23 protein-coding genes are annotated in these 23,161 nt (G+C 69.4%); 16 read left to right on the top strand and 7 right to left on the bottom strand.

Annotated elements, in window-relative coordinates; genetic code table 11:
* Positions 1-80: 80 nt before the first annotated feature.
* Positions 81-1,013, bottom strand: coding sequence for an AraC family transcriptional regulator (locus tag NQV15_RS09625; RefSeq protein ID WP_232399606.1), 933 nt, complete (start codon positions 1,011-1,013; stop codon positions 81-83).
* An 80-nt stretch (positions 1,014-1,093) separates the two neighbouring features.
* Between NQV15_RS09625 and NQV15_RS09620 the strand changes: the two genes are divergently transcribed.
* Genes NQV15_RS09620 through NQV15_RS09610 form a run of 3 tightly spaced genes read left to right on the top strand, consistent with a single transcriptional unit; the run spans position 1,094 to position 2,811 of the window.
* Positions 1,094-1,924 (top strand): Rossmann-fold NAD(P)-binding domain-containing protein, encoded by an 831-nt coding sequence (locus NQV15_RS09620; RefSeq protein WP_232399605.1) that lies wholly within the window; start codon positions 1,094-1,096, stop codon positions 1,922-1,924.
* Positions 1,921-2,376, top strand: coding sequence for an anthrone oxygenase family protein (locus NQV15_RS09615; RefSeq protein ID WP_232399604.1), 456 nt, complete (start codon positions 1,921-1,923; stop codon positions 2,374-2,376). Before NQV15_RS09620 ends, NQV15_RS09615 begins: the two co-directional genes overlap by 4 nt.
* A 51-nt stretch (positions 2,377-2,427) precedes the next feature.
* The gene (locus NQV15_RS09610) at positions 2,428-2,811 is read left to right on the top strand and encodes a YunG family protein (RefSeq protein ID WP_232399603.1); all 384 of its coding nucleotides are present in this window, start codon (positions 2,428-2,430) and stop codon (positions 2,809-2,811) included.
* A gap of 19 nt (positions 2,812-2,830) precedes the next feature.
* Here NQV15_RS09610 and NQV15_RS09605 read toward each other — a convergent pair whose 3' ends face one another.
* Positions 2,831-3,538, bottom strand: a complete 708-nt coding sequence (locus tag NQV15_RS09605) for a Type 1 glutamine amidotransferase-like domain-containing protein (RefSeq protein WP_232399602.1) — start codon at positions 3,536-3,538, stop codon at positions 2,831-2,833.
* Between the two features lie 182 nt (positions 3,539-3,720).
* Here NQV15_RS09605 and NQV15_RS09600 point away from each other — a divergent pair, with 182 nt between their 5' ends.
* Positions 3,721-4,470, top strand: a complete 750-nt coding sequence (locus NQV15_RS09600; RefSeq protein ID WP_232399601.1) for a hypothetical protein — start codon at positions 3,721-3,723, stop codon at positions 4,468-4,470.
* A 157-nt stretch (positions 4,471-4,627) separates the two neighbouring features.
* Positions 4,628-5,350, top strand: coding sequence for a VOC family protein (locus NQV15_RS09595; protein WP_232399600.1), 723 nt, complete (start codon positions 4,628-4,630; stop codon positions 5,348-5,350).
* 56 nt (positions 5,351-5,406) lie between these two features.
* On the opposite strand, the gene NQV15_RS09590 is transcribed toward NQV15_RS09595, so the two are convergent.
* Entirely contained in the window at positions 5,407-5,694 is a 288-nt protein-coding gene (locus tag NQV15_RS09590; RefSeq protein WP_232399599.1) for a Fe-S cluster assembly protein HesB, read from the bottom strand.
* A gap of 281 nt (positions 5,695-5,975) precedes the next feature.
* On the opposite strand from NQV15_RS09590, the gene NQV15_RS09585 reads away from it, so the two are divergent.
* Both NQV15_RS09585 and NQV15_RS09580 read left to right on the top strand, forming a co-directional pair.
* Positions 5,976-7,895 carry a thioester domain-containing protein gene (locus tag NQV15_RS09585; RefSeq protein ID WP_232399598.1) on the top strand — a complete coding sequence of 640 codons (1,920 nt, stop codon included), beginning with the start codon at positions 5,976-5,978 and terminating at the stop codon, positions 7,893-7,895.
* A gap of 274 nt (positions 7,896-8,169) precedes the next feature.
* Complete coding sequence (locus NQV15_RS09580) at positions 8,170-10,011, top strand: thioester domain-containing protein (RefSeq protein ID WP_232399597.1); 1,842 nt, start codon at positions 8,170-8,172, stop codon at positions 10,009-10,011.
* 46 nt (positions 10,012-10,057) lie between these two features.
* On the opposite strand, the gene NQV15_RS09575 is transcribed toward NQV15_RS09580, so the two are convergent.
* Positions 10,058-10,681, bottom strand: coding sequence for a TetR/AcrR family transcriptional regulator (locus NQV15_RS09575; RefSeq protein ID WP_232399596.1), 624 nt, complete (start codon positions 10,679-10,681; stop codon positions 10,058-10,060).
* Between the two features lie 44 nt (positions 10,682-10,725).
* On the opposite strand from NQV15_RS09575, the gene NQV15_RS09570 reads away from it, so the two are divergent.
* The 7 genes from NQV15_RS09570 to NQV15_RS09540 all read left to right on the top strand — a co-directional run bounded on the left by NQV15_RS09570 (position 10,726) and on the right by NQV15_RS09540 (position 17,145).
* The gene (locus NQV15_RS09570) at positions 10,726-11,940 is read left to right on the top strand and encodes an oxygenase MpaB family protein (RefSeq protein WP_232399595.1); all 1,215 of its coding nucleotides are present in this window, start codon (positions 10,726-10,728) and stop codon (positions 11,938-11,940) included.
* Between the two features lie 56 nt (positions 11,941-11,996).
* On the top strand, positions 11,997-12,245 hold the full coding sequence (locus tag NQV15_RS09565; protein ID WP_232399594.1) for a DUF2630 family protein: 249 nt from the start codon (positions 11,997-11,999) through the stop codon (positions 12,243-12,245).
* 84 nt (positions 12,246-12,329) lie between these two features.
* Positions 12,330-12,974 carry an MBL fold metallo-hydrolase gene (locus NQV15_RS09560; RefSeq protein WP_232399593.1) on the top strand — a complete coding sequence of 215 codons (645 nt, stop codon included), beginning with the start codon at positions 12,330-12,332 and terminating at the stop codon, positions 12,972-12,974.
* Positions 12,975-13,021: 47 nt separating this feature from the next.
* Positions 13,022-14,557 (top strand): UDP-N-acetylglucosamine 1-carboxyvinyltransferase, encoded by a 1,536-nt coding sequence (locus tag NQV15_RS09555; protein WP_232399592.1) that lies wholly within the window; start codon positions 13,022-13,024, stop codon positions 14,555-14,557.
* 46 nt (positions 14,558-14,603) lie between these two features.
* The gene (locus NQV15_RS09550) at positions 14,604-15,371 is read left to right on the top strand and encodes a glycerophosphodiester phosphodiesterase family protein (RefSeq protein ID WP_232399591.1); all 768 of its coding nucleotides are present in this window, start codon (positions 14,604-14,606) and stop codon (positions 15,369-15,371) included.
* On the top strand, positions 15,368-16,681 hold the full coding sequence (locus NQV15_RS09545; RefSeq protein ID WP_232399590.1) for an MFS transporter: 1,314 nt from the start codon (positions 15,368-15,370) through the stop codon (positions 16,679-16,681). The genes NQV15_RS09550 and NQV15_RS09545 overlap by 4 nt, the downstream gene beginning before the upstream one ends.
* A 71-nt stretch (positions 16,682-16,752) precedes the next feature.
* Positions 16,753-17,145, top strand: a complete 393-nt coding sequence (locus tag NQV15_RS09540) for an RNA polymerase-binding protein RbpA (protein WP_232399589.1) — start codon at positions 16,753-16,755, stop codon at positions 17,143-17,145.
* Between the two features lie 35 nt (positions 17,146-17,180).
* Here NQV15_RS09540 and NQV15_RS09535 read toward each other — a convergent pair whose 3' ends face one another.
* Genes NQV15_RS09535 through NQV15_RS09525 form a run of 3 tightly spaced genes read right to left on the bottom strand, consistent with a single transcriptional unit; the run spans position 17,181 to position 20,493 of the window.
* Entirely contained in the window at positions 17,181-17,954 is a 774-nt protein-coding gene (locus NQV15_RS09535; RefSeq protein WP_232399588.1) for a polyprenol monophosphomannose synthase, read from the bottom strand.
* Positions 17,909-19,417: an apolipoprotein N-acyltransferase gene (gene lnt / locus NQV15_RS09530; RefSeq protein ID WP_232399587.1), complete on the bottom strand. Its 1,509-nt coding sequence runs from the start codon at positions 19,415-19,417 to the stop codon at positions 17,909-17,911. The genes NQV15_RS09535 and lnt overlap by 46 nt, the downstream gene beginning before the upstream one ends.
* Positions 19,414-20,493: a M24 family metallopeptidase gene (locus tag NQV15_RS09525; RefSeq protein ID WP_232399586.1), complete on the bottom strand. Its 1,080-nt coding sequence runs from the start codon at positions 20,491-20,493 to the stop codon at positions 19,414-19,416. Before NQV15_RS09525 ends, lnt begins: the two co-directional genes overlap by 4 nt.
* A 126-nt stretch (positions 20,494-20,619) precedes the next feature.
* On the opposite strand from NQV15_RS09525, the gene NQV15_RS09520 reads away from it, so the two are divergent.
* Together NQV15_RS09520 and NQV15_RS09515 are read left to right on the top strand one after the other, a co-directional pair.
* Positions 20,620-22,167, top strand: a complete 1,548-nt coding sequence (locus tag NQV15_RS09520; RefSeq protein ID WP_232399585.1) for a M20/M25/M40 family metallo-hydrolase — start codon at positions 20,620-20,622, stop codon at positions 22,165-22,167.
* A gap of 58 nt (positions 22,168-22,225) precedes the next feature.
* Positions 22,226-23,140 (top strand): 5'-3' exonuclease, encoded by a 915-nt coding sequence (locus tag NQV15_RS09515; RefSeq protein ID WP_232399584.1) that lies wholly within the window; start codon positions 22,226-22,228, stop codon positions 23,138-23,140.
* Positions 23,141-23,161: the final 21 nt, after the last annotated feature.

The following is a 23,161-nucleotide window of genomic DNA, read 5'->3' as shown; positions in this document are numbered from 1 at the left end:
TCCTTCGTCCGGCCAGGGACGGAGGATGAGGGTTTGTGGTCGCTGGGGCTACCGCAAAGCCTCATCGTCCGTCCGCGGCCTCAGCTCGCGCGGACGCGGTGCTGGCTCGGGCTCACGCCGCGCACCCGCTTGAATGCGGCGCTCAGGGCGAACGCGCTGCCGTAGCCCACCCGGTGGGCGACCGCCGCGATCGTCATCGTCGGATCGCGGAGCAGATCGGCGGCGACGTCCAGCCGAAGATCGGTCAGGTACGCCATGGGCGGCTGCCCGACCGCCGCGGTGAAGCGCCGAGCCAGTGCCGCGCGGGAGACGCCGATCTCGCGCGCGAGGACGTCGAGCGTCCACGGGCGGGCCACATCGTCCTCCAGCAGCTGCAGGGCGGGGCCGACCACGGGCTCGCGGGCAGCGCGGTGCCAGGCCGGCGTCCGCGCAGGGTCACCGGCGAACCAGGCGCGCACCGCATCGATCAGCACGAGATCGAGCAGACGGTCCAGATAGACCTCCTGACCGAGCTCGTCGCGGGTCATCTCCTCGCACAGCACGTCGACCAGCCGGCCGTCCCACTCGTCCGCGCGCAGCACGAGGGTCGCCGGGAGGCTCCGCAGCAGTCGGTCGCTGACGGCACGCGTCGACTCGTACGTCCCGGTGACCAGGAGCGTCTCGCCGGCGATGTCGTTGCCCCACGTGCGGGTGCCGAGCGTCATGACGTCCTCGAGGCTGTTGCCCGCGGCGTCGACGCAGTGCTGGCCGGGCTCGATGAAGATGTTCGGGGGAGTGCCCGGCGCGTCGGCGACCGTGTAGGGGTGCGGGCCGCGGGCGATCATGACGTCCCCGGGACCGAGGCGGGCGTGCTCGTCGTCGCCGAGCACCCAGGCCTCGCCGGCCACCACGACGGCGATCGACAGCGGTGCCTCGTCTCGCACGCGCAAGGCCCACGGCGCGCTCAGCACGGACCGCAGCAGGAAGGCGCCGTTGGCTCGGGGACCGTCGAGGAGCGCGCTCAGAGTGTCCACTCGTTCACGGTAGACGTCCGAGCATGGAAATGGGGTTTTCGGCCATGGATCATCTCACCGGGGGATCCCACGATGGATCCATGACCTCATTAATGACAGCCGTCCTCAGCGGCACCGGAACCACCGGCCGCCGGGTCGTTGCGCGACTCGCGGCACTCGACATCCCCGTCCGGAGCGGATCCAGACGCGGCACACCGCGCTTCGACTGGGCCGACGAGTCGACCTGGCCGGCAGTACTGGCGGGGGTCGGCGCTGTGTACCTGGCCTATCACCCCGACATGGCAGCACCGGGCGCCGCCGAGGCTATCCGCACGCTGTCGCACATCGCCCGCGACGCGGGGGTCGAGCGGCTCGTGCTGCTCTCCGGCCGAGGCGAGGAGGACGGCTGGCCGACCGAGCAGGCGGTACGCGACTCCGGCGTTGCCTGGACCATCCTGCGGTCGAGCTGGTTCTCGCAGAACTTCAGCGAGTCGTTCCTGCTCGACGACATCCTGGCCGGACAGCTGACCCTTCCGACCGGCACCGTGACCGAGCCATTCGTGGACGCCGACGACCTGGCCGACGCGGCCGTGGCCGCCCTGACCCGTCCGGAGCACGCCGGGAGGACGTATGAGCTCACCGGGCCACGACTGCTGACGTTCGGGGACGCCGTGGAGGAGATCGCCGGGGCCTCGGGCCGCCCGATCAGCTTCGTCCCGGTGTCGACGCCCGAGTTCGCTGCCGGCCTCGCGGAGCAGGCGGTCCCCGCGGATCTCGTCGAGTTCCTGACCCATCTGTTCACGAAAGTGCTCGATGGTCGGAACTCGCACCTGACCGGTGATCTGGAGCAGGTCCTCGGGCGATCCCCTCGGGACTTCCGCGACTACGCGACGGCCACCGCCGCGACCGAGGTGTGGGCGGTCAGCGCATGACGCGCGCCTCGTTGGTGGTCGCGACCGCGCTGGTGGGACTCTCCGCAGGACTGTTCGCGGCGTTCTCCTATGCGGTCATGCCGGGGCTGCGTCGCACCGACGACGCGACCTTCGTGCAGAGCATGCGAGCGATCAACGCCGCGATCCTGAATCCGGTGTTCCTCCTGGTCTTCGCAGGTGCTGGGGTGGCCGCGCTGGCTGCGGCGATCCTGGGCTGGCACACCGATGCCCGACCGTGGCTCGTGGCGGGGGTCATCCTGTACGCGGTCGGCGCATTCGTCGTGACCGGCGCCGTGAACGTCCCGCTGAACGATGCGCTGGAGACCGGCACGGGCGCCGCCGCGCAGCTGCGCGATGCCTTCGAGGACCGCTGGGTCGTCTTCAACCATCTTCGTTCGGTGCTGACGACAGCGGCGTTCGTGTGTCTCCTCGTGGGGTTGTCACAGCTCTAGGACCCACATTGGGGGAGAGGGCTGTCGGCCCTGCGCCCTAGTGTCGTGCGCATGGAACTGGACACCGTCGCTGCTGCCCTGCGCGAGTCGTGGGGCGCGGACACCTGCTCGCCCGAGGACGTCGCGGCGTGGCATCCGGGCAACCCGGCACGGGGTCAATGTGCGACGACCGCCGTGGTCATGCACGACTACTTCGGTGGGTCGCTGGTGATGGGGGAGGTCCTCGTGAACGGGGCGCGTGTCGACTTCCACTGGTGGAACCGTCTACCTGACGGGCGGGAGGTCGACCTCACCATCGGGCAGTTCGGCCCGCACGAATCGGTCGTGGGCGGCACCGAGGTCGAGCGACCCACAGGCCCCACGAGGCTCGATGCCCAGTACGCACTGCTGGCAGCGCGGGTCAAGGCGCGCCTCGCAGAGTCGCCGCCGACTTAGTGAAGTGGAGATCTCGTGCTCAGGTGACCGTGCGAACCGGGATCTGGGTCTCCACCGCTCCACCGTGGCCGTCGCGCTCGACGCGGAATGCCGGCCGGTCGTCCCGCTCGGTCAACGCCTCGACCAGCTCACCGTCCCGGAAGAGGAGAGCGGTGTACTCGTCGACGGCGTATCCATCGCCGAGCGAACCATCGGCCACCCATCCCAGGTACTTCTCGCGACGGCCCGGCTCCCCGAGATAGTGCGGGCATGCGGAGGCCTTGATGAACCCGAGACCGTCGGCGAGAGGAGCCAGCGGCCCGAAGGAGTCCGTCGAGGACCCCTCGAACCAGCAGTTCATGCCCGCGCTGATCCCCGCAAGGATCACGCCCTGGGCAGCCGCCTCGGTCAGCAGGTCAGGCAAACCGTGCAGGCGCCACACAGCGAGGAGATTCGCCGTCGAGCCACCGCCGACGTAGATGACGTCCTGCTCCAGCAGCATGCCCGGGTCCGTGTAACCCCACGGCTCATGGCAGAACAGCGAGAGCACCGATGTCTCGGCGCGGCCGGCGAAGGACGACTCGAAGTTCTGGCTGTAGCCGTCGGCGTCACCGCTGGCCGTGGGCACGAAGCAGATGCGCGGACGATCCTTGCCGGTCAGCTCGAGCAGGAAGTCGTCCAGGGCCGACGTGCCGTCATCCGACATCGAGAAGCCGCCACCGCCGAGCGTGAGAATGGTGCCGCGCATCAGCGGAGGCTAGCAGCGCACGGACGGGCCCCTCCAGCTCGCACTCGTGACGGTCGGCGAGGATGAGCTCGCGATGCTCGCTGCGCTGGTAGGGGAGAGGGGGCGAGGCTGGATGCTGTTCAGCCCCGCGATTCCAAGAACTCCAGCCGGTTCCCAAACGGGTCCGCCGTGTAGAAGCGGTCGTGGCCCGGGAACTCTGCATCCCACGTGTGCAGGCGGCTGAGCGCGAAGCGCGGCATGCGGCTCCCGATGTCTCGAACGGTTACGGTGATCGCCTGTCATCTTTGCAGGAGCTCGGGGGAGTCATGCGTCAATCGGTTCGCACAGCGATGGTGTCAGCCGCTTCGCTGGCACTGGTCGTCGGCGGCGCGGCGGGCGCCTCGGCCGATTCGGGCACGGTGAAGGACAAGAGCAACGACGTCGTGATGAGGGGCAAGGTGAGCGGCGATCGCACCGCGGCTCAGAAGTCGTTCGCGAAGCGCACGGACGTCACCAGCGTGAAGATCTCACACGGGTCCACATACGTGTCGGTCACGATCACCTTCGCCGATCTGCGGGCCGGTGACGAGAAGACCGCGCGGATCGACGTCGCGCGGAAGAGCGTCACGAACAGCACGGGAACGGTGAGCTCGTCCTTTCGGCTCTTCGGACCGGTGGGCGAACCCCAAGGGCTAGCGCAGCTGCACGACTCGCGAGGTATCGAACGTGTGTGCGATACCGCGGCCGAGTCGCACATCAAGACAACCCTCAGGACCGGAAAGAACGGGTTCTTCAAGATGCAGGTGCCGCGGTCGTGCCTCGACAACGAGTCGAAGATCAAGGTCAGGACCACCGTGTTGGCCGTGAGCGGCGAGGGCAGATCCTTCAAGGAATTCATCTCGCCGTCCAAGTCGAAGACGTCGGCATGGTCGGAGTGGATTCTGAAGGGCTGACCCAGTGGGGGGCGCCCGAAATATGTCTTAGTTGACATAATGTGCATTATCGGACAAAGGCAGCACGAGCAGGAACACGCGCCGAAGTGGGCTGCGGCTGCCGTTGTGGCCGCACGCCGCTTCGTCTAGCGTGGCGAGATATCCAAGGAGGACTGCCATGCCGTCCGAGCTCGTCACTCTGAACATCGATGCGCAGGACCCGCTGGCTCTGGCCACGTTCTGGGCCGGGGTGCTGAACCGTCCAGAACCCCAGGACTCGCCTGGCGGTGTCGTGATGCTGCCGGGCGGTGACGGTGAGCTCGCTCTGTGTTTCCTGCCCACGGACGTGCCCAAGACCCAGCCCAATCAGATGCACTTCGACCTCGCCAGCACCTCGTGGGACGACCAGCAGGCGACTGTGGACCGGGCGCTGGGGCTCGGTGCCAGCCATCTGGACGTCGGACAGCTGCCTGAGGAGCAGCACGTCGTCCTGGCCGATCCGGAAGGCAACGAGTTCTGCGTCGTCGAGCCCACCAACCGCTTCCTGGCCGACACCGCACGCATCGGCGCGCTCTCCTGTGACGGGTCGGAGGCGGTCGGGCACTTCTGGAGCGAGGCGCTCGGCTGGCCGCTGGTGTGGGACCAGGACGAGGAGACGGCTATCCAATCTCCCCGCGGTGGCACCAAGATCAGCTGGGGCGGTCCCCCATTCCGTGAGAAGACCGGCAAGAACCGCTGGCACCTCGACCTCGCTCCCCTCGCCGGCACCGAGCAGCAGGACGAGGTCGAACGGCTGGAGTCGTTGGGCGCACGCCGGGCCGACATCGGCCAGGGCGATGTCCCTTGGGTCGTCATGGCCGACGTCGACGGCAACGAGTTCTGCGTGCTGGCCCCCGCGTAGTCGCACGGAAACGGCGCCGATCCCCGGGAGGGATCAGCGCCGCGGCAGTGCTCGGGTCAGGCCTGCTGGCCGAGCCCGAACGTGACGGCTCCGTCGGGCTGCACCTCGGCGTCGAGCACCTTGTCGTCCAGGATGGTCGCGGCCGTCTCGTCGAGGAACACGCGCGCGCCCGCCTCGTCGAGCACCTGGTCGCCCGGCTCGGGGGCGGCGGCCGCGGTGAGCGTCAGCCCCGTCTCATCGCCCTCCTGGGCGGTGCTGATCCGCAGTCCGGATGCGTCGGCATCCGGTACCTGATCGGCGATCTGCTTGACGACGTCGGCTGCTGAGTCGGTCAGGGTGAGCATGTCGTTCTCCCATTCGTCGGTCTCGTGGGCAAACGTCCACACTCGCGGACGATCGGCGAGAAGGCAACCCGGGGCAGCTCGCGGAGTTCGCCAGACGGCGGCCCCCACGCGGCGCGCAGTGCAGCAAACCCTCACGCTGCAGGGCCAGAGTCGTTGGGCCCTAGGTCCTCTTCCGTGCCGTAGGGACCTAAGACCCTATAGGCCTTCGAGAGACCGATGTGACTGTGCGGGGGCGGCGCCGGACGGTCCGCATGCGTGTGGTGATCGGGGAGGTACGGGCTGTGGAGATCAACCTGACGAGCCGGACGGTGGGCACGATTCGTGTTTGCGTGGTCCTGGTGCTGCTGACACTGTCCGTGCTCATGGGACGCCCGGCACATGCCGAACCCGAGATCGGCGGTTCACCGATCCGGTCCGACTCGCCCTTCACCGAGCTGCGGATCGGACCGATCACGGGCGAGCTCGGTGTCACCGACGTCGACGCCTTCGTCGCCCCGGCCGACTTCGACCCCCTCAGCCTTGACGCGTATCCCTCCGCCCCGCCGGCGGGGTCGGTTTCCAACCCCCTCGGGTACGCCGGCATCATCCCGGCCCTGGACGCCGACGGAGAGACTGTGCAGACCTACTGCATCGACCTGTTGACGAGCACCGAGACCGGCGTGACCTACCAGCGCGGGGACTGGGCCGAGTCCAATGTCCGCAACCTCGGGTACGTCGGGCACATCCTGCAGAACTACTATCCGACCGAGCCCGACGCGCCGGCCGGCGTCCCGGACAACGTCAAGGCCGCCGCGGTACAGGCGGCCATCTGGTACTTCAGCGACAGGCTGGTGCTGGACCCCGCCGCGGAGCCCCAGCTGTACGCCCTCACGTCGCAGATCGTGAACGAGGCCCTTGCGAACGGTCCGGCCACCGAGCCGGTGCAGCCGACGCTCAGCATCTCCCCCGAGGAGGCGGTCGCCCCGTCGACGGGTGAGATCGTCGGCCCGTTCCCGGTGACCGCTGACGGTCCGTCGACGCTGCGTCTGCAGGGGGTCGAGGTGTTCCTGGATGCCGCCGGGACGCAACCTCTCGGGGCCGGAGACACCGTCCAGCCCGGAGCCCAGCTGTGGGCGCGGTCGACAACTGCCGGGGAGGGGCAAGGCTTCTCGCTCCAACGACAACAAACCGTGCGGGAGAGCACCGTGTATCTGTACGACGCCGCGATACCGGGGCGCGACGCGGCGCAGAAGCTCGTCCTGGCGCGGACCTCGGTCCTCGAGGCCGTGGCCGGGGTCCGCATCACCCAGTTCGCAGCGGGTGGCATCGAGGTCGCCAAGACGATCAGCGGCGGCGCCGCCGGGCAGCAGGGCGCCATCGAGGTGCGCGTCGTCTGCACCCCGGCTGACGGTGGGGAGGCGATCGAGCGGTCATCGACCATTCCCGCCGGAACGGCGGCGGGACCCCAGACCATCAGGTTCACCGGCCTTCCCGAAGGCGCGACATGCGTCGTCAGCGAGCCGCAGAACGGCGACAACGATCAGGTGAGGCTGACGGCCAGCTCAATTGATCCGGGCACCGTCACCGTCGTCGAAGGTCAGAACACGGCTGTCGCCGCGACGAACCAGTACGAACGGGCGCTCGGCAGGTTGGAGATCACCAAGCGCATCCTGGGGCCGGCAGCCGGTCGACAGGGCGAGATCGTGATCAGCGTGGACTGTGACGGGGACGACATCGGCAATGAGCTCGACCAGACCTTCACGATTCCCGCGGAGTCGGCCGAGGGCAGCTTGCGGGTGGCCCGGATCGATGACATCCCCGTCGGCACGCGGTGCCAGGTGACCGAGAACAAGACCGGCGCCGCCGAGACGATCGTCCTCGAGGAGCCGACCACGATCGAGCCCGGGACCGCCACGATCGTCGAGGACAGGACCCGCGAGGTCGTCGTCACCAACCGCTATCGCGAGCAGGACGACGGTGGCGGTGACAACGACGGCGGTGACAACGACGGCGGTGGTGGCAACGGCGGTGGAGGTGGCAGCGACTTCGGCGGCGGCTACGGCGGCGGCTCGTCGGGCAACCTGCCGGGCGCGGGTGCATCGGGCTCCCCCGCCGTGCCGCTGACCGTGGCCATCGCCCTGCTGCTGACCGGCGGGATCGCGCTGGCGGCCTGCCGTCAGGCCGCCGCCCAGGGCGCGACGGGCACACGACGACCGGCCTGACCGCGATCCATGGCGGGGGCGCCCAGTGGCGCCTCCGGCCATGGATCCCCGCACAAATGACGGACGGGCCGGGCCATATGGCCCTGGACCAGGGGGCGCCGCCCGTGGGCCGCTGGGGTCGCTAGGGACCTAAGACCCTACGGCGTCTGCTCCCCGCAATGTGAGGGTTCGAGGGCGGTACCGGACGGTCCGCGTGCGTGTGATTATCGGGGGAAGGTACATGGCTGTGGAAATCAACCTGACGAACCGGACGGGGCGAACGCTTCGTGTATCCATGGTCTTCGTGCTGCTGACGCTGTCCGTGCTCGTGGGACGTCCGGCAGGTGCCGCACCGGAGATCGGTGACGTCCCCGTCCCGGCGGCCGACTCCCCCTTCACGGAGCTCCGGATCACTGCCCTCACAGGCGACCTCGGTGTCACCCGGGTCAGCGCCTACGTGGCTCCTGACACGTTCGATCCCGAGGGCGGCTATCCCGCGACGGCTCCGGCCGGGTCAAGCGCCGTCCTGCGGGGTTATGTCGGCATCATCCCGGTAGTCGACGACCAGGGTCGCGAATCCCTGGCCTACTGCATCGATCTGTTCACCAGCACAGAGGCCGGGGTGACCTACGAGCGCGGGAACTGGGCCGAGTCGAATGTCCGCAACCTCGGCAGGGTCGGCTACATCCTGCAGAACTACTACCCCACGGTCCCCGACCAGCCCGCCGGCCAGCCGGACAACGTCAGGTCTGGTGCCGTGCAGGCCGCGATCTGGTTCTTCAGCGACAACTTCGTGGTCGACCCGGCAGAGGGCGAGCTGTACGACCTGACCGCGGCCATCGTTGCGGACACCCTCGCGAATGACCCGGTCACCGAGCCGACGCAGCCGGCGCTCACCATCTCCCCCAGCACCGCCGCCGCGCCGTCGACCGGTGAGATCGTCGGCCCGTTCACGGTCACGGCGAACGGTCCGTCGACGCTCCAGCTCGAGGGCGTGGAGGTGTTCGCGGACGCCGCCGGGACGCAGCCCCTGGCCGCAGGCGCCACCGTGCAGCCCGGGGCGCAGCTGTGGGCACGATCGACCGACGCCAGTGGGGACCAGGGCTTCTCGCTCCGACGGGCGGAGACGGTCGCGGCGAACACGGTCTACCTGTACGACGGCGCGGTACCCGGGCGTGACGCCGCCCAGTCCCTGGTCCTTGCCGAGACCACGGAGCTCGAGGCGGTGGCCAGTGTGCGCATCACCCAGTTCGCCGCCGGCGGGATCGCGGTGACCAAGACGATCAGCGGCGAAGGCGCCGGCCTCCAGGGGGCCATCGAGATCCGCGCGGTCTGCACGCCACCGGGCGGAGGCAACCCGATCGAACGCAGGGCGACGATCCCCGCCCGAGCCGCGGAGGGGCCGCACACCGTGACGTTGACCGGGTTCCCCGCCGGGTCGGAGTGCACGGTCACCGAGCCCGAGAACGGTGACAACGACCAGGTCAGGGTCACCGCGACCTCGATCGATCCAGGCGCGGTCACCATCGTCGAAGGCGAGAACGCCGCTGTCGCCGCGACCAACCGGTACGAGCGTGGGCTCGGCAGGTTGCGGCTGACCAAGCGCATCGGCGGCCCGGCAGCAGGCCAGCAGGACAAGATCGTCCTCACGCTCGACTGCGACGGGCCGGGGGCCGGGAACCAGTTCGACCAGACGTTCACCATCCCTGCTCGGACCGCCTCAGGCAACGTCCGCGTGGCCACGGTGCGAGACATCCCGGTCGGTACGCGCTGCCAGGTCGCTGAGTCGCAGAACGGCACCACGGAGACCGTCGTGCTGGACAGGCCGACCGCGATACGGCCCGGGACGGCCACCATCGTCGCCGAGGACCGGACCCGTGAGGTCGTCGTCACGAACATCTACCGCGAACAGGACAACGGCGGTGGCGGCGGTGGCGGCTCCGGTGGCGGCGACTTCGGCGGTGGCGGCGGTGGCGGCGTGTCGGACTCCGGTGACCTGCCGGGCGCGGGTGCCTCGGAGTCCCCCGTGGTGCCGCTGACGGTGGCCATCGCCCTCCTGCTGACCGGTGGGATCGCGCTGGCGGCCAGTCGTCAGGCGTTCAGCACGGGCGCGAGGGGCGCACAACGACCGGCCTGACCGGACGCGAGCGCTCGCGTTCGGCTCGTCTCCGGCCGCGGGAGGGTCAGCGATGGGGCTCGACGTAGGCCAGCACCATCGCGGCCAGCTCCTCGACGAACCGCTCGCGAGTGATGTCGGGGTCCTCCAGGACGTACTGCACGGCGAGGTGTTCCACGGTGCGCACCAGCATCCAGGCCGATGTGGCCGGCTCGTGGACGCGCGACCGTGGGCGGTTGATCTGCAGGTAGGCCGACACCAGATCGCCGATCCGTTGCTCCAGTGCGGCGGTTCGGTCGCCGTACTGGGCGCGCGGCAGCTGCTCGACGATGAGCCGCAGGAACTCGACGTTGTGCTCCAGCGCGTCCATCAACCCGTCCAGGGTGGCCCGGACGAGCTCGGGCCCGGGTCGGTCCAGATGGGCGGTCAGCACGCCCGTCAGCTGGGTCGACAGCTGGGCGGAGTGCCGGTCGACCACGGCGGCCAGGACGGCGTGCTTGTCGGCGAAGTACTGGTAGAACGACCCCGGGCTGATGCCGGCCTCGACCGCGACCCGGTTGGTCGTGAACCGGCTGTAGCCCTCGCGTTCGAGCACGGCCTGGCCGGCTGTCACGATGCGCTCGACCATCGCCTGGGATCGCTCCTGCTGGGGCGCTCGGCGCAGATCGGCCGGTGGGCGGGAACGGGGCATATGCGAATTGTATGCGAGTAAATGCTCGTGTCATCGTGTCTGACATGACGACCCAGACCGCACCCGCGTTCCCCGGCCGCTTCCGCGCCGCCGAGCAGCGCGGAGAACGCATCGGACGCGTCCTCAAGACGGTCGGCCGGGTCGGCGAGGTCGACGAGGACCTGATGGCCCTGATCGGGCAGCGCTTCATGCAGCGGGACGAGATCGGTGCCGCCCTCGTCCGGGCCATGCGCGCCCGCGAGGACCGCGTGACGATGGCCCAGTTCGGGCAGGCACTCGAGCACGGCATCGAGACGGTTCACGATGCTCCCCCGGCGCTGGCGGACTTCTTCGCGCACGTGGACTCCGTCCCGGACTGGGTCGACATGGATCTGGTGAACCGCGGGGCGCTGGCCTACCGGCGCTTCGGCCGCAGCGCCGCGGACGTCCTGCTGCAGCTGTCCCTGATCGGCGGCTACCGCTTCGGGGGGCCGACCGACCTGTTGGTCATGACCGGCGGCCTGTCCGGCGACATGACGATGCGCCGCCTCGGCGAGACCCAGAAGTGGGGCATCGCGATCTCCGAGCACGACGCGATGCGCCGCGACGGCGAGGGATGGCGCCTGACGGTGCACGTCCGCCTCATGCACGCGATGGTCAACCACCGCTTCGAGTCCGCAGACCATTGGAACACCGCCCACTGGGGCCTGCCCATCAACCAGACCGACCAGGCGGCCACCCTCGGATTGTTCAACGGTGCACTGCTCCTGGGCGTGCGCGCGCTGGGCGTGCGGGTCACCCGTGAGGACTCAGCCGCCGTGATGCACCTGTGGAAGTACGTCGGCTGGCTCATGGGGGTCGACGAGGACTGGCTGGCCGAGACCGAGCGCGAGCAGCACCGGTTCAACTACCACGTCCTGCTGGCCCAGGACGATGTCACGCCGGCCGGTCCGGCCCTGGCGGGCGCCATCCTCGACGCCCAGGACACCCTGCACTTCCACCGGTTCGCTGCGCTCCGGCGCCGATACACCCGGGCCCGACTGCTCAGCATGCTGCGGATGTTCCTCGGCCGGGACGGGTTGCGCGATCTCGACCTGCCGGTGCGACTGCCGTGGATGGCGCCGCTGCTGCTCCCCCGCAACGTCTTCACCCACCACGTCCTGGGTCGTACCAGTTGGGGCGAGCGCAGGCTGCTGGCCCAGGCTGCCAAGGATCGGCAGGAGATCCAGTACCGCTATTTCGGCGATGACGCGCCCCAGGTCGCGGACCTGCCCGCCTGACCGGGGTGCACCGCAAGGGGCTCCCGCGTGCCTGCTGCCGGACGTAGACTCCCGAGATGACGACCGATCAGGGAATCCACGAGCACATCAACAGTCTCGTCGCCGAGGAGAAGCGTCTTCGCGAGCAGCTGGGCAGCGGCGACATCAGCCGGGACGAGGAACGGACGAGGCTGCGGACCCTCGAGGTCGAGCTCGACCAGGCCTGGGACCTGCTGCGTCAGCGCAGGGCCCTGCGCGAGACCGGCGGCTCCGAGGACGACGCCGCAGAGCGTTCGGGCGACGTGGTCGAGAACTACCTCGACTGACCTCTTGCCCGTGTCGGACAGCTCTCAACTGTCGAGCCCGCCGCGGGCAGCGACGACTCCGTGGATGGGTGCAGGATGGGTGTCATGCAGATCACTCGCTTCGGCCATGCCACCATCCTCGTCGAGACGTCCGACACCCGCGTCCTGGTCGATCCGGGGGTGTTCAGCGTCGTCGACGCCTTCGCCCTGACCGATCTGGACGCGATCATCGTCACCCACCAGCACCCCGACCACATCGACCCGGAGCGAGCACCCGCGTTGCTGGACCGCAACCCGGACGCGCTCCTGCTGGCGGACCCGGAGACGGCCGCGAGCATCGGCTTCGGAGACTGGGCCGAGAACGCCGACGGGCTCGAGACGCAGGTCAACGAGCTCACGGTGCGCGGGGTCGGGGCACGGCACGCCGTGATCCTGCCCACGATCCCCCGCATCGGCAATGTCGGCGTCCTCATCAGCGCGCCCGGCGAGCCGACGCTGTTCCACCCGGGCGACACGTACGAGTACGTGCCCGACGGGGTCGACGTCCTGGCGCTGCCGCTGTCGGCCCCGTGGGCCAAGGTGAGCGAGACGGTGGAGTTCCTGCAGCAGGTCTCCCCCAATGTCGTGTTCCCGGTGCACGACTGCACGATCTCGGACCTTGCCTACGGTGTCTACTGGGGTCAGGTGGAGGGGCACGGCGGGGTCGAGGACGCTCGCCGACTGGGCCAGACTGACACGACGACGGTGTGACCAGGGGGCCGTTTGAGTTATCTCATATCTGAGATAACGTAGCCGGCATGAGTGTTCGTGACGACTACCTTTCCCGCATCGGAGCCCTCATCAGGGACGCCCGCCAGCACAGCGGCCTCACCCAGGCAGAGCTGGCCGCGGAGCTCAAGACGAGCCAGAGCGCGATCAACCGCATCGAGAAGGGGCAGCAGAACCTGACCCTGGACATGCTGGCCCGGATCGGCAGCGCCCTGGACTCCGAGCTCGTGACCGTCGGGACGTCCGGCCCCAGCCACCTGCGCGTCGCGGGCGGCACGAAGCTGTCCGGATCGATCGACGTCAAGTCCAGCAAGAACGCCGGTGTCGCGCTGCTGTGCGCCTCGTTGCTCAATGCCGGCACCACGGTCCTGCGCAAGGTCGCCCGCATCGAGGAGGTCAACCGGCTGCTGGAGGTGCTGACCTCGATCGGCGTGAAGGCCACCTGGCTCAACGCTGACAACGATCTGGAGCTCGTGGTCCCCGCTGAGCTCGACCTCGCCGCGATGGACGCGGACGCGGCCCGCCGCACGCGCAGCATCATCATGTTCCTGGGCCCGCTGATGCACCGGTACGACGAGTTCGAGCTGCCCTACGCGGGTGGCTGCGACCTCGGCACCCGGACCGTCGAGCCGCACATGACCGCGCTGCGGCCGTTCGGCCTGAAGGTCGTCGCGACCGAGGGCAGCTACCACGCAGAGGCGGCATCGGGCGTCGGCCCCGAGCGGCCCATCGTCCTGACCGAGCGCGGTGACACCGTCACCGAGAACGCCCTGCTGGCTGCGGCCCGGTACAACGGCGTCACGGTCATCCGCAACGCCAGCCCCAACTACATGGTCCAGGACCTGTGCTTCTTCCTGGTCAAGCTGGGCGTCGGCATCGAGGGCATCGGCACGACGACGCTGCGCGTCACCGGCAAGCCGGTCATCAACTGCGACGTGGAGTACGCACCGAGCGAGGACCCGATCGAGGCCATGAGCCTGATCGCCGCCGCGATCGTCACCAAGTCCAGCATCACCGTGCGCCGCGTGCCGATCGAGTTCATGGAGATCGAGCTCGCGCTGCTGGAGGAGATGGGCTTCCAGTACGACCGCAGTCCGGAGTACGCCGCCGAGAACGGGCACACCCGGCTGGTCGACATCACGACCTACGAGTCGCAGCTGCACGCCCCGATCGACAAGATCCACCCCATGCCCTTCCCCGGGCTCAACATCGACAACCTCCCGTTCTTCGCGGTCATCGCCGCGACGGCCGAGGGCCAGACGATGCTGCACGACTGGGTGTACGAGAACCGTGCGATCTACCTGACCGAGCTCAACAAGCTGGGGGCATCGGTCAAGCTGCTCGACCCGCACCGGGTGCTGATCGAGGGGCCGACGCACTGGAGCGGCACCGAGCTGGTCTGCCCGCCAGCCCTGCGCCCGGCCGTCGTGATCCTGCTCGCGATGCTCGCCGCCAAGGGGACGTCGGTGCTGCGCAGCGTCTACGTCATCAACCGCGGCTACGAGGATCTCGCCGAGCGCCTCAACGCCCTCGGCGCGCAGATCGAGACGTTCCGCGACATCTAGGACCACCGCGCCGGGCCTGCACCCGTCAGGGCATAACGTGATCCGGGTGACCGGTTACCTGGATTCCCCTCCCCTGGCACTCGCGCATCGCGGCGGGTCCGGCACGGCTGGCAACGCAGGTATCGAGAACTCTCTGGCGGCGTTCGCACACGCCTACGAGCTGGGCTACCGGTACCTCGAGACCGATGTGCGGGCGACCTCGGACGGTGTCGTGTACGCGGTCCACGACGCGGCACTGGACCGCCTGGCCGGCAGCGCCGAGACGGTCGCCGGGCTCACCGCCGAGGCTCTGGACCTGCAACGACTCGACCAGCGTGAGCCGTTCGCCCGGTTGGCGGCCCTGTACAAGGACTTCCCCGATGCGCACCTGAACATCGACCTGAAGTCCGAGGACGTCGTCGAGCCCACCTGCGCGCTCGTCCGCGAGCTCGGGGCGACCCAGCGGACGTTGCTGGCCTCGTTCTCGCACCGCAGGCTGCGTCGCGCACGCCGGTTGCTGCCCGGCGTGGCGACCTCGGCGTCGGCGCCCGAGGTCGCCCTCGTCAAGCTGGTGCCCACTCCCCTGCTGCGACTGCTGCGGCTCGCGCCGGTCTGCCTGCAGGTTCCCGTCCGCCGGCGAGGCATCACGGTGGTGACCCACGGCTTCATCCGCAAGGCCCATGCGTTGGGCCTGCAGGTCCACGTCTGGACCGTCGACGATCCCGCCGAGATGCGCCGACTGCTGGACCTCGGCGTCGACGGCATCATCACCGACCGCACCGACCTGTTGAAGGACGTCCTGGTCGAGCGCGGCACCTGGAAGGAACCCTCGTGACCAGCAATCCGGCTGTTGCCGAAGCGACCCGCCGCGGCCCCGTCATCGCGTGGAGCCTGTGGGACTGGGGATCGGCGGCGTTCAACGCCGTCATCGTGACATTCGTCTTCTCGGTCTACCTGACCGACGCCGTCGGCGAGGACCTCTCCGGGCCGGTCTCCGCGAGCTCCTGGCTCGGCTGGTCGATCGGCGCGGCGAGCCTGGTCATCGCGATCCTCGCGCCGGTCATGGGCCAGCGCTCGGATGCCTCCGGCCACCGCAGGCGCTCACTCGGGCTTCTCACGCTGTCCGTCGTGGCGGTCACCGCGCTGATGTTCCTGGTCGAGGACAGCCCGGACTTCCTGTGGCTCGGGCTGGTCCTGATCGCGGTCGGCACGGTGTTGTTCGAGCTGGCCCAGGTGCCGTACTTCGCGATGCTCCGCCAGGTCTCCACCCCCGACACCGTGGGCCGCGTGTCCGGGCTCGGCTGGGCGTTCGGCTACCTCGGCGGCATCGTGCTGCTGATCATCGTCTACGTCGGCCTGATCGCCGGGGACGGTGGCCTGCTGGGCGTCTCGACCGACAACGGCCTCAACATCCGCTGGGTCGCGCTGGTCGCGGCGGTCTGGTTCCTGGTGTTCTCGATCCCGGTGCTCCGGATGGTGCCCGAGCTCCCGGCCGATGCCAGTCCCGTGCCGAGCGTCGGGTTCTTCGAGTCCTACCGGGTGCTGTTCGCCTCACTCCGGACCCTGTGGCACGAGGACCGACACGTCCTGCAGTTCCTCATCGCCAGCGCCCTGTTCCGCGACGGGCTGGCCGGCGTCTTCACGTTCGGCGCCGTGATCGCCGTCAGCGTCTACGGGTTCACCGACGACAGCGTGATCCCGTTCGGCATCGCGGCCAACGTCGCCGCGGCGGGCGGCGCGATCGCTGCCGGACGGCTGGACGACCGGCTCGGACCACGGCGCGTCATCACCGCCTCGCTGCTGTCGATGCTGGCCGCCGGCGTCATCTTGATGTTCGTGCACGGTATGGCCGGATTCTGGGTGTTCGGGCTGGTCCTGTGCCTGTTCGTCGGACCCGCGCAGTCCGCCTCGCGGACCTACCTGGTGCGTCTGACCCCGCCGGGCAAGGAGGGCCAGTACTTCGGCCTGTACGCCATGACGGGACGGGCCGCCTCGTTCCTGGCGCCCTCGCTGTTCGGCCTGTTCGCCTTCGTCGGCGGGGACGATCGTTGGGGCATCCTGGGCATCATGGTGGTGCTGCTGGCGGGCCTGCTGGCCCTGCTGAAAGTGCCCGCCCTGACCCGCGATCGCGCGCTCGACGGATAGATTCACCGTTCAGGGGAATCTCATGAGTGTCGTCTACGTTGTAGTGGACAGGCACACGAAAGGGGAAGCCCATGGCTGAACGTGCACTGCGAGGTGCCCGACTCGGGACACAGAGCTTCGAGGACGAACGCGGCGTGGAGATGGCTCCGCGACAGCAGGTCGAGTATGTCTGCGCAGATGGACACACCTTCACGGTGGTCATGGCCGACGAGGCCGAGATCCCGTTCGAGTGGGAAGACCCCAAAACGGGGCAGATCGGCCAGCTCGCCGACGGCGTCAAGCCCGAGGGCAAGGTCGAGAAGCCGATCCGTACGCACTGGGACATGCTCCTGGAGCGGCGCTCGGTCGACGAGCTCGAGGAGATCCTGACCGAGCGGCTCGAGCTGCTCCGCGGCGGCGAGATCGGTCCGCCGCACCTGCACCGCCCGGCCAAGAAGTCGGCGGCCAAGAAGAAGAGCGCCTAGTCGGCGCTGTCGGCAATTTCGCGTGAGGACCCCGGCTACGGCCGGGGTCTTTGACGTTGCGGCACCATCCGGGCCAGGCCCCACACCGTGACGCGCCACAGTGCCTCGCGCACGATCGCCGCGCTCATCTTGGACTCGCCGCGCTCGCGCTCCACGAAGGTGATCGGCACCTCGACGACCGTCATCCCGGCATCCACGACCCGCCGGGCCATGTCGATCTGGAAGCAGTAGCCCTGGGACTCCACATCGGCCATGGGCAGCCGTTCGAGCGTCTCGCGCCGGAACGCGCGAAAGCCCCCGGTCGCGTCGTGGATCCCGATGCCCAGCATCAGGCGGGCGTAGAACGTCCCCCCGCGCGAGATCAGTCGCCGGTGCCACGGCCAGTTCACGACGCCGCCGCCGGGCACCCAGCGAGAGCCCAGGACGAGGTCCGCTCCCCCGTCGCTGGCCGCCAGCAGCCGTCCGAGGTCCTCGGGTCGGTGCGAGCCATCGGCGTCCATCTCGACCAGCACGTCGTAGTCGCGCTCCAGACCCCACACGAAGCCGGCCCGGTAGGCGGCACCGAGCCCCTGCTTGCCGGCACGGTGCATCGCGTGGATGCGCGGGTCGTCGGCGGCCAGCCGGTCGGCGATCTCGCCCGTGCCGTCGGGCGATCCGTCGTCGACGACCAGGACGTCGACATCGGGCTGGGCCGTCAGGATGCGCTCGACGATCCAGGCCAGATTGGCCGACTCGTTGTACGTCGGCACGATGACCAAGGCCTTCACGGTGTGCTGTGCTCCTGTCGCCGGCGGGTACCGAGCCACCATGCTCCCAGACCCGCGGCCACGAGCAACCACTCGAGGTAGCGGCCGATCACGATCGCCGGGGTGCGACCGGAGGCGAGCGTCACCTTCGCGCTCAGCGTCGCCGGTTCATGCATCGGCGCCCGCTCGACGCTGCGGCCGGTGGGGTCGACCACACCGGAGATGCCGTTCGTGGAGGGGACGACGACCCAGCGGCCCGTCTCGATCGCCCGCAGCCGGGAGATGTCCCACTGCTGCTCGGGCTGGGACGTGCCGGTGAACGCCGCATTGCTGGTCTGCACGACCATGAGCTGCGCCCCCGCGTCGACGGCCCGGCGGGTCACGTCGTCGTAGGCGATGTCGTAGCAGATCGTGTCGCCGATCAGGGTGTTCGCGATCCGCATCGCTCCGGGCTCGTCGCCGGGGAGCATGTCACGGGGGATGTCGCGCCCCAACCGGCTCACGACCGCCCCCGCCTCCTTGCGGAAGGGCACGTACTCGCCGAAGGGCACCGGCTTGAGCTTGTTGTACCGGTCGCCGGGCCCGTCGGCGGTCCAGACCACGCCGGAGTTGTAGGCGGTCTTGGAGGTGGGACCGTTCAGGAGGCCGCCCACCAGGATCGGCGCATCAAGCAGCGCGGACAGGGTCTCGATCTCGCCGCGCACGGCCGCGTCGGCGTAGGGATCGATGTCAGTGGCGTTCTCCGGCCACAGCACCATGTCGGGCTGGGGGACGTCGCCGGCGTCGATGCGCTCCACGAGGCGCATCGTCTCTGCGACGTGCAGGTCGAGGATCTCACCGCGCGGCCAGGTGAGGAAGACGCCGGGGACGTTGCCCTGCACCAAGGCGACCTGGCGGGTGCCGTCGGCGCCCGCGATGCCGGTGGGCAGCACGGCGCCGATGCCCAGGAGGGCCAGGATGCCCGCCGAGGCGCCCAAGCGGGTGCGGAGCCCGGGGCCCATCACCACGACCACCACGAGTGCCGCGACGACGAACAGCACGGCGCTGGTGCCGGGCATCGCCAGGAGTCGCGCATACGAGGAGAACGGGGTGTCGATCGAGGTGTGCGCCAGACGGCCCCAGGGGAAGCCGGTGAACGGGAACCTGCCGCGTGCCCACTCCCCCAGCACCCACACGGCCGCGCCCCACAGCGGCCACGCGCGCAGCCGGCACGCAGCGCGCAGCGCGAGCGCGATCGGGATGAAGAACAGCGTCTCGGCCAGGGCGAGCCCGATGTAGGCGCCGCTGCTGACGGCGTTCATCCACCAGATCAGCGGACCCATGAAGCCCGCGCCATAGCACAGGCCGGTCACGGCGACGGTGCGCTTCGAGGCGTCGGCCAGCCCGCGCATCAACCAGATGAAGCCGGCGACACCGGCAACCATCGCGAACGGGATGCCGACCGGATCGAAGTTCAGCGAGGAGATGACGCCGAGCGCCGCTGCAGCAGGCCAGGCGGTCTTCCACCCGAGACGGGCAGGTCTCACAGGGAGACGAGCCCTCGAGGAGTGTTGTTGAGAACCTCGAGGCCGTCGGCCGTGCACACCGCGATGTCCTCGATGCGGGCGCCGAAACGTCCCTCGAAGTAGATGCCCGGCTCGATCGAGAAGGCCATCCCCTCCTCGAGCACCAGGTCGTTGCCCGCCACGATGTAGGGCTCCTCGTGCGTCTCCTGCCCGATGCCGTGGCCCGTGCGGTGGATGAACAGGTCGCCGTACCCCGCGGCCGTGATGATCGAGCGGCCCACCTCGTCGACGGACTCGGCGGTCACGCCCGGCCGCGCGTGCTCACGCTGCGCCTGGTGGGCCTCCTCCAGGACCAGGTACGCCTCGAGGTACTCCGCGGGAGCAGTCCCGCCGGCGACATAGTTGCGGGTCGAGTCCGAGCAGTAGCCCGACGGCATCGTGCCGCCGATGTCGACGACGACGGGGTCGCCGGCCTCGATGACGCGGTCGGACAGCTCGTGGTGCGGCGACGCGCCATTGGGCCCCGACCCGACGATGACGAAGTCGACCGTCTCGTGGCCCTCGTCGATGATCGCGCGGGCGATGTCCGCGCCGACCTCGCGCTCGGTGCGGCCGGGGCGCAGCCACTCGCTCATGCGGGCGTGGACCCGGTCGATCGCCAGGCCCGCCTGGCGCAGCGCCTCGACCTCCTCGGCGCTCTTGCGGATGCGCAGCTGCTGCACGAGCGATCCGGCCAGCACCTGGTCGGCGGTCGGCAGCGCCGCGCCGAGGGCGAAGACCCGGGACGCCCACATGTGGTCGTCGACGCCGACGGTGGCCACGTCGCCCACCAGTCGGGCCACCAGAGCGAAGGGATCCTCGGTCTCCTGCCACGTGGCGATCTGGATGTCGGTACCGGACGCCACAGCGGCCTGGCGCTCCAGGGCCGGGACGACCAGCGTCGGATCGCCGTGGGCCGGGAGCACCAGACAGGTCAGCCGCTCCAGCGGCAGGGCGACGTATCCGGTCAGGTATCGCAGATCGGCCCCCGGGGTCACGACCAGCGCGTCGATGCCCTGGGATGCTGCCAGTTCCTGTGCTTTACGCCATGTGCTCACGTCCACGACGATACCGGCCGGACGTTCATGAGACGGTGCCCGCGCCCCTCCGCGCTCCGCCAGGGGGTGTTCTTCGGCCACGACCCGACCTAGTGTGATCTGCAACACATCTATTGGGGGGGTCCCATGCGCCGAGCGCTCTATTCCACCGCTGCCGTCATCCTGACCGGCAGCCTCTTCGTGGCCGCACCTGCGGACGCGGGCAACAGGCATCAGTCCAAGGCCAAACCGGTTAACACGAGCAAGCTGACCAAGGCGGTGACGGTCAACAACCAGCTCAAGACACTGCGTCAGCTGCAGGTCATCGCCAATCGCAACGACGGCAATCGCGCCTCCGGCCTGCCCGGCTACGACGCCTCGGCCGACTACGTCGCGTCCCAGCTGAAGAAGGCCGGCTACAAGGTCAAGCGGCAGACGTTCACCTTCGCGTTCAGCCGCGATCTCGCGCCGGCCGAGCTGCAGCAGGTCACGCCGACCGCGCGTGACATCGAGACCGCCGCGTTCGACTACTCCGGTTCGGGTGACGTCACCGGCACGATCACGCCGATCGGCTTGGTCATCCCGCCGGGCGAGGCGGGCTCGACGGCCTCCGGCTGTGAAGTCGCCGACTTCCCGCCGGCCGGTGCGGAGCCGGCAGTCGCCCTCATGCAGCGGGGCTTCTGCAACTTCGGCGTCAAGGCCGCGAATGCGGAGGCGGCCGGCTACGACGCGGCGATCATCTTCAACGAGGGCCAGGATGGGCGACAGGAGCTGCTCACCGGCACGCTCGGGGAGCCTGTCGGGATCCCGGTCGTGGGCACCTCCTACGACGACGGCGTCGCGCTGGCCGAGCAGGACGGCGCCACCGTCCGCGTGTTCGCGAGCACGGAGGTCGACCTGAACCGCGAGACGAGCAACGTCATCGCCGACCTGCCCGGCAAGACCAAGAACTCCGACCAGGTCGTCGTGGTCGGCGCCCACCTCGACAGCGTCGCGGAGGGGCCGGGCATCAACGACAACGGAAGCGGTACCGCTGCGGTGCTCGAGATCGCCAAGCAGTACACGAAGACCAAGCTGGCCAAGAAGGCGCAGCGCCCGGTGCGGTTCGCCTTCTGGGGAGCCGAGGAGAAGGGCCTGCTCGGGGCCGAGCACTACGTCGCCAACCTCACGGACGCCCAGCGCGCCAAGATCTACGCCAACCTCAACTTCGACATGATCGGGTCGCCGAACTTCGCCCGCTTCGTGTACGACGGTGACGGGTCGGACGGGGACGCCGGACCGGCGGGCTCCGCGGAGATCGAGAAGGTCTTCACGGACTACTTCGCCGGCCGAAGGCTCGCCACGGCGCCGACCGCGTTCGACGGACGCTCCGACTACGGGCCGTTCATCGCGGCGGGCATCCCCGCCGGTGGCCTGTTCAGCGGGGCCGAGGGCATCAAGACGCCCGAGGAGGCGACGCTGTTCGGCGGGACGGCCGGGGTGGCGTACGACGTGTGCTACCACCAGGCGTGCGACGACATCACCAACATCAACACGCGGGCACTGGACCAGCTCGGTGACGCGGCGGCGCACTCGGTCGGCGTGCTGGCCCTGTCCAAGCAGGGTCTGTACGGCGACCAGAGGCGGGCGAAGGCCTCGGCCAAGAAGCTCGCGGCGGCAGCGGCGCGCGGCAACGGTCACGCGCTGACGCACTGACACACGGAAGGAGGCCGTGGGGCGCGTTCCGGACCGGCGAGAGCCTAGAGTTCGGGACATGTCCCACGGCCGACTTCTGCTCCTCGACAGCGCGAGCCTGTACTTCCGGGCCTTCTTCGGCATCCCGAAGACGCTCAAGGCACCCGACGGCACGGTCGTCAACGCCTTGCGCGGCATCCTCGACTTCACCTCGACCCTGACGACCCAGTACTCCCCCGAAGCCGTCGTGGCGTGCTGGGACGACGACTGGCGTCCGCAGTGGCGAGTCGACCTGCTCGACACGTACAAGACGCAGCGGCTGGACGACGAGGGCGGCGAGGCCGACACCACCGAGGGCCTGCTCGGCCCGCAGGTGCCGCTGATCGCCGAGGCCTTCGACCTGCTGGGCATCCCCGTCGTCGGCGCCGCCGACTTCGAGGCCGATGACGTCATCGGCACGTTGGCCGAGGCGTGGGACGGCCCGGTCGACATCGTGACCGGCGACCGCGACCTGTTCCAGCTCGTCGACGACGACCGCGGGATCCGGGTGCTGTACGTCGCCCGGGGCGTCTCGAAGCACGATGTCGTCGACAACGCCTGGCTGCGCGACAAGTACGGCGTCGACGCGTCCAGCTATGTCGACTTCGCCGTCATGCGCGGCGACGCGTCCGACGGGTTGCCGGGTGTGGCCGGCATCGGCGACAAGACGGCGGCAGCACTGCTCGCCGAGTTCGGCGACCTGGACGGCATCCTCGCCGCTGCCAAGGCCATCGACATCCGGTCGTCGATCAAGCCGCGGGTCCGTGCCTCACTGCTCGACTCGGTCGACTACATCACCGCCGCCCGCGAGGTCGTGGCCGTCAGGCGTGACGTGTGCGAGCTTCCCGATCTGTCCGGCGCAGCCGATGCCGAGGCGTTCACCGCCTTCGGCCAGAGGTGGGGCCTGGGCGGCGTGACCGAGCGCGCCCTGACCGCCCGTTCCCGCTGGGCCTGACGTTCTGACCGCGACGCGCCG

The sequence above is a fragment of the Aeromicrobium wangtongii genome (assembly GCF_024584515.1).
GTDB lineage: Bacteria > Actinomycetota > Actinomycetes > Propionibacteriales > Nocardioidaceae > Aeromicrobium > Aeromicrobium wangtongii.
This window is presented reverse-complemented; position numbering and strand designations above follow the sequence as displayed.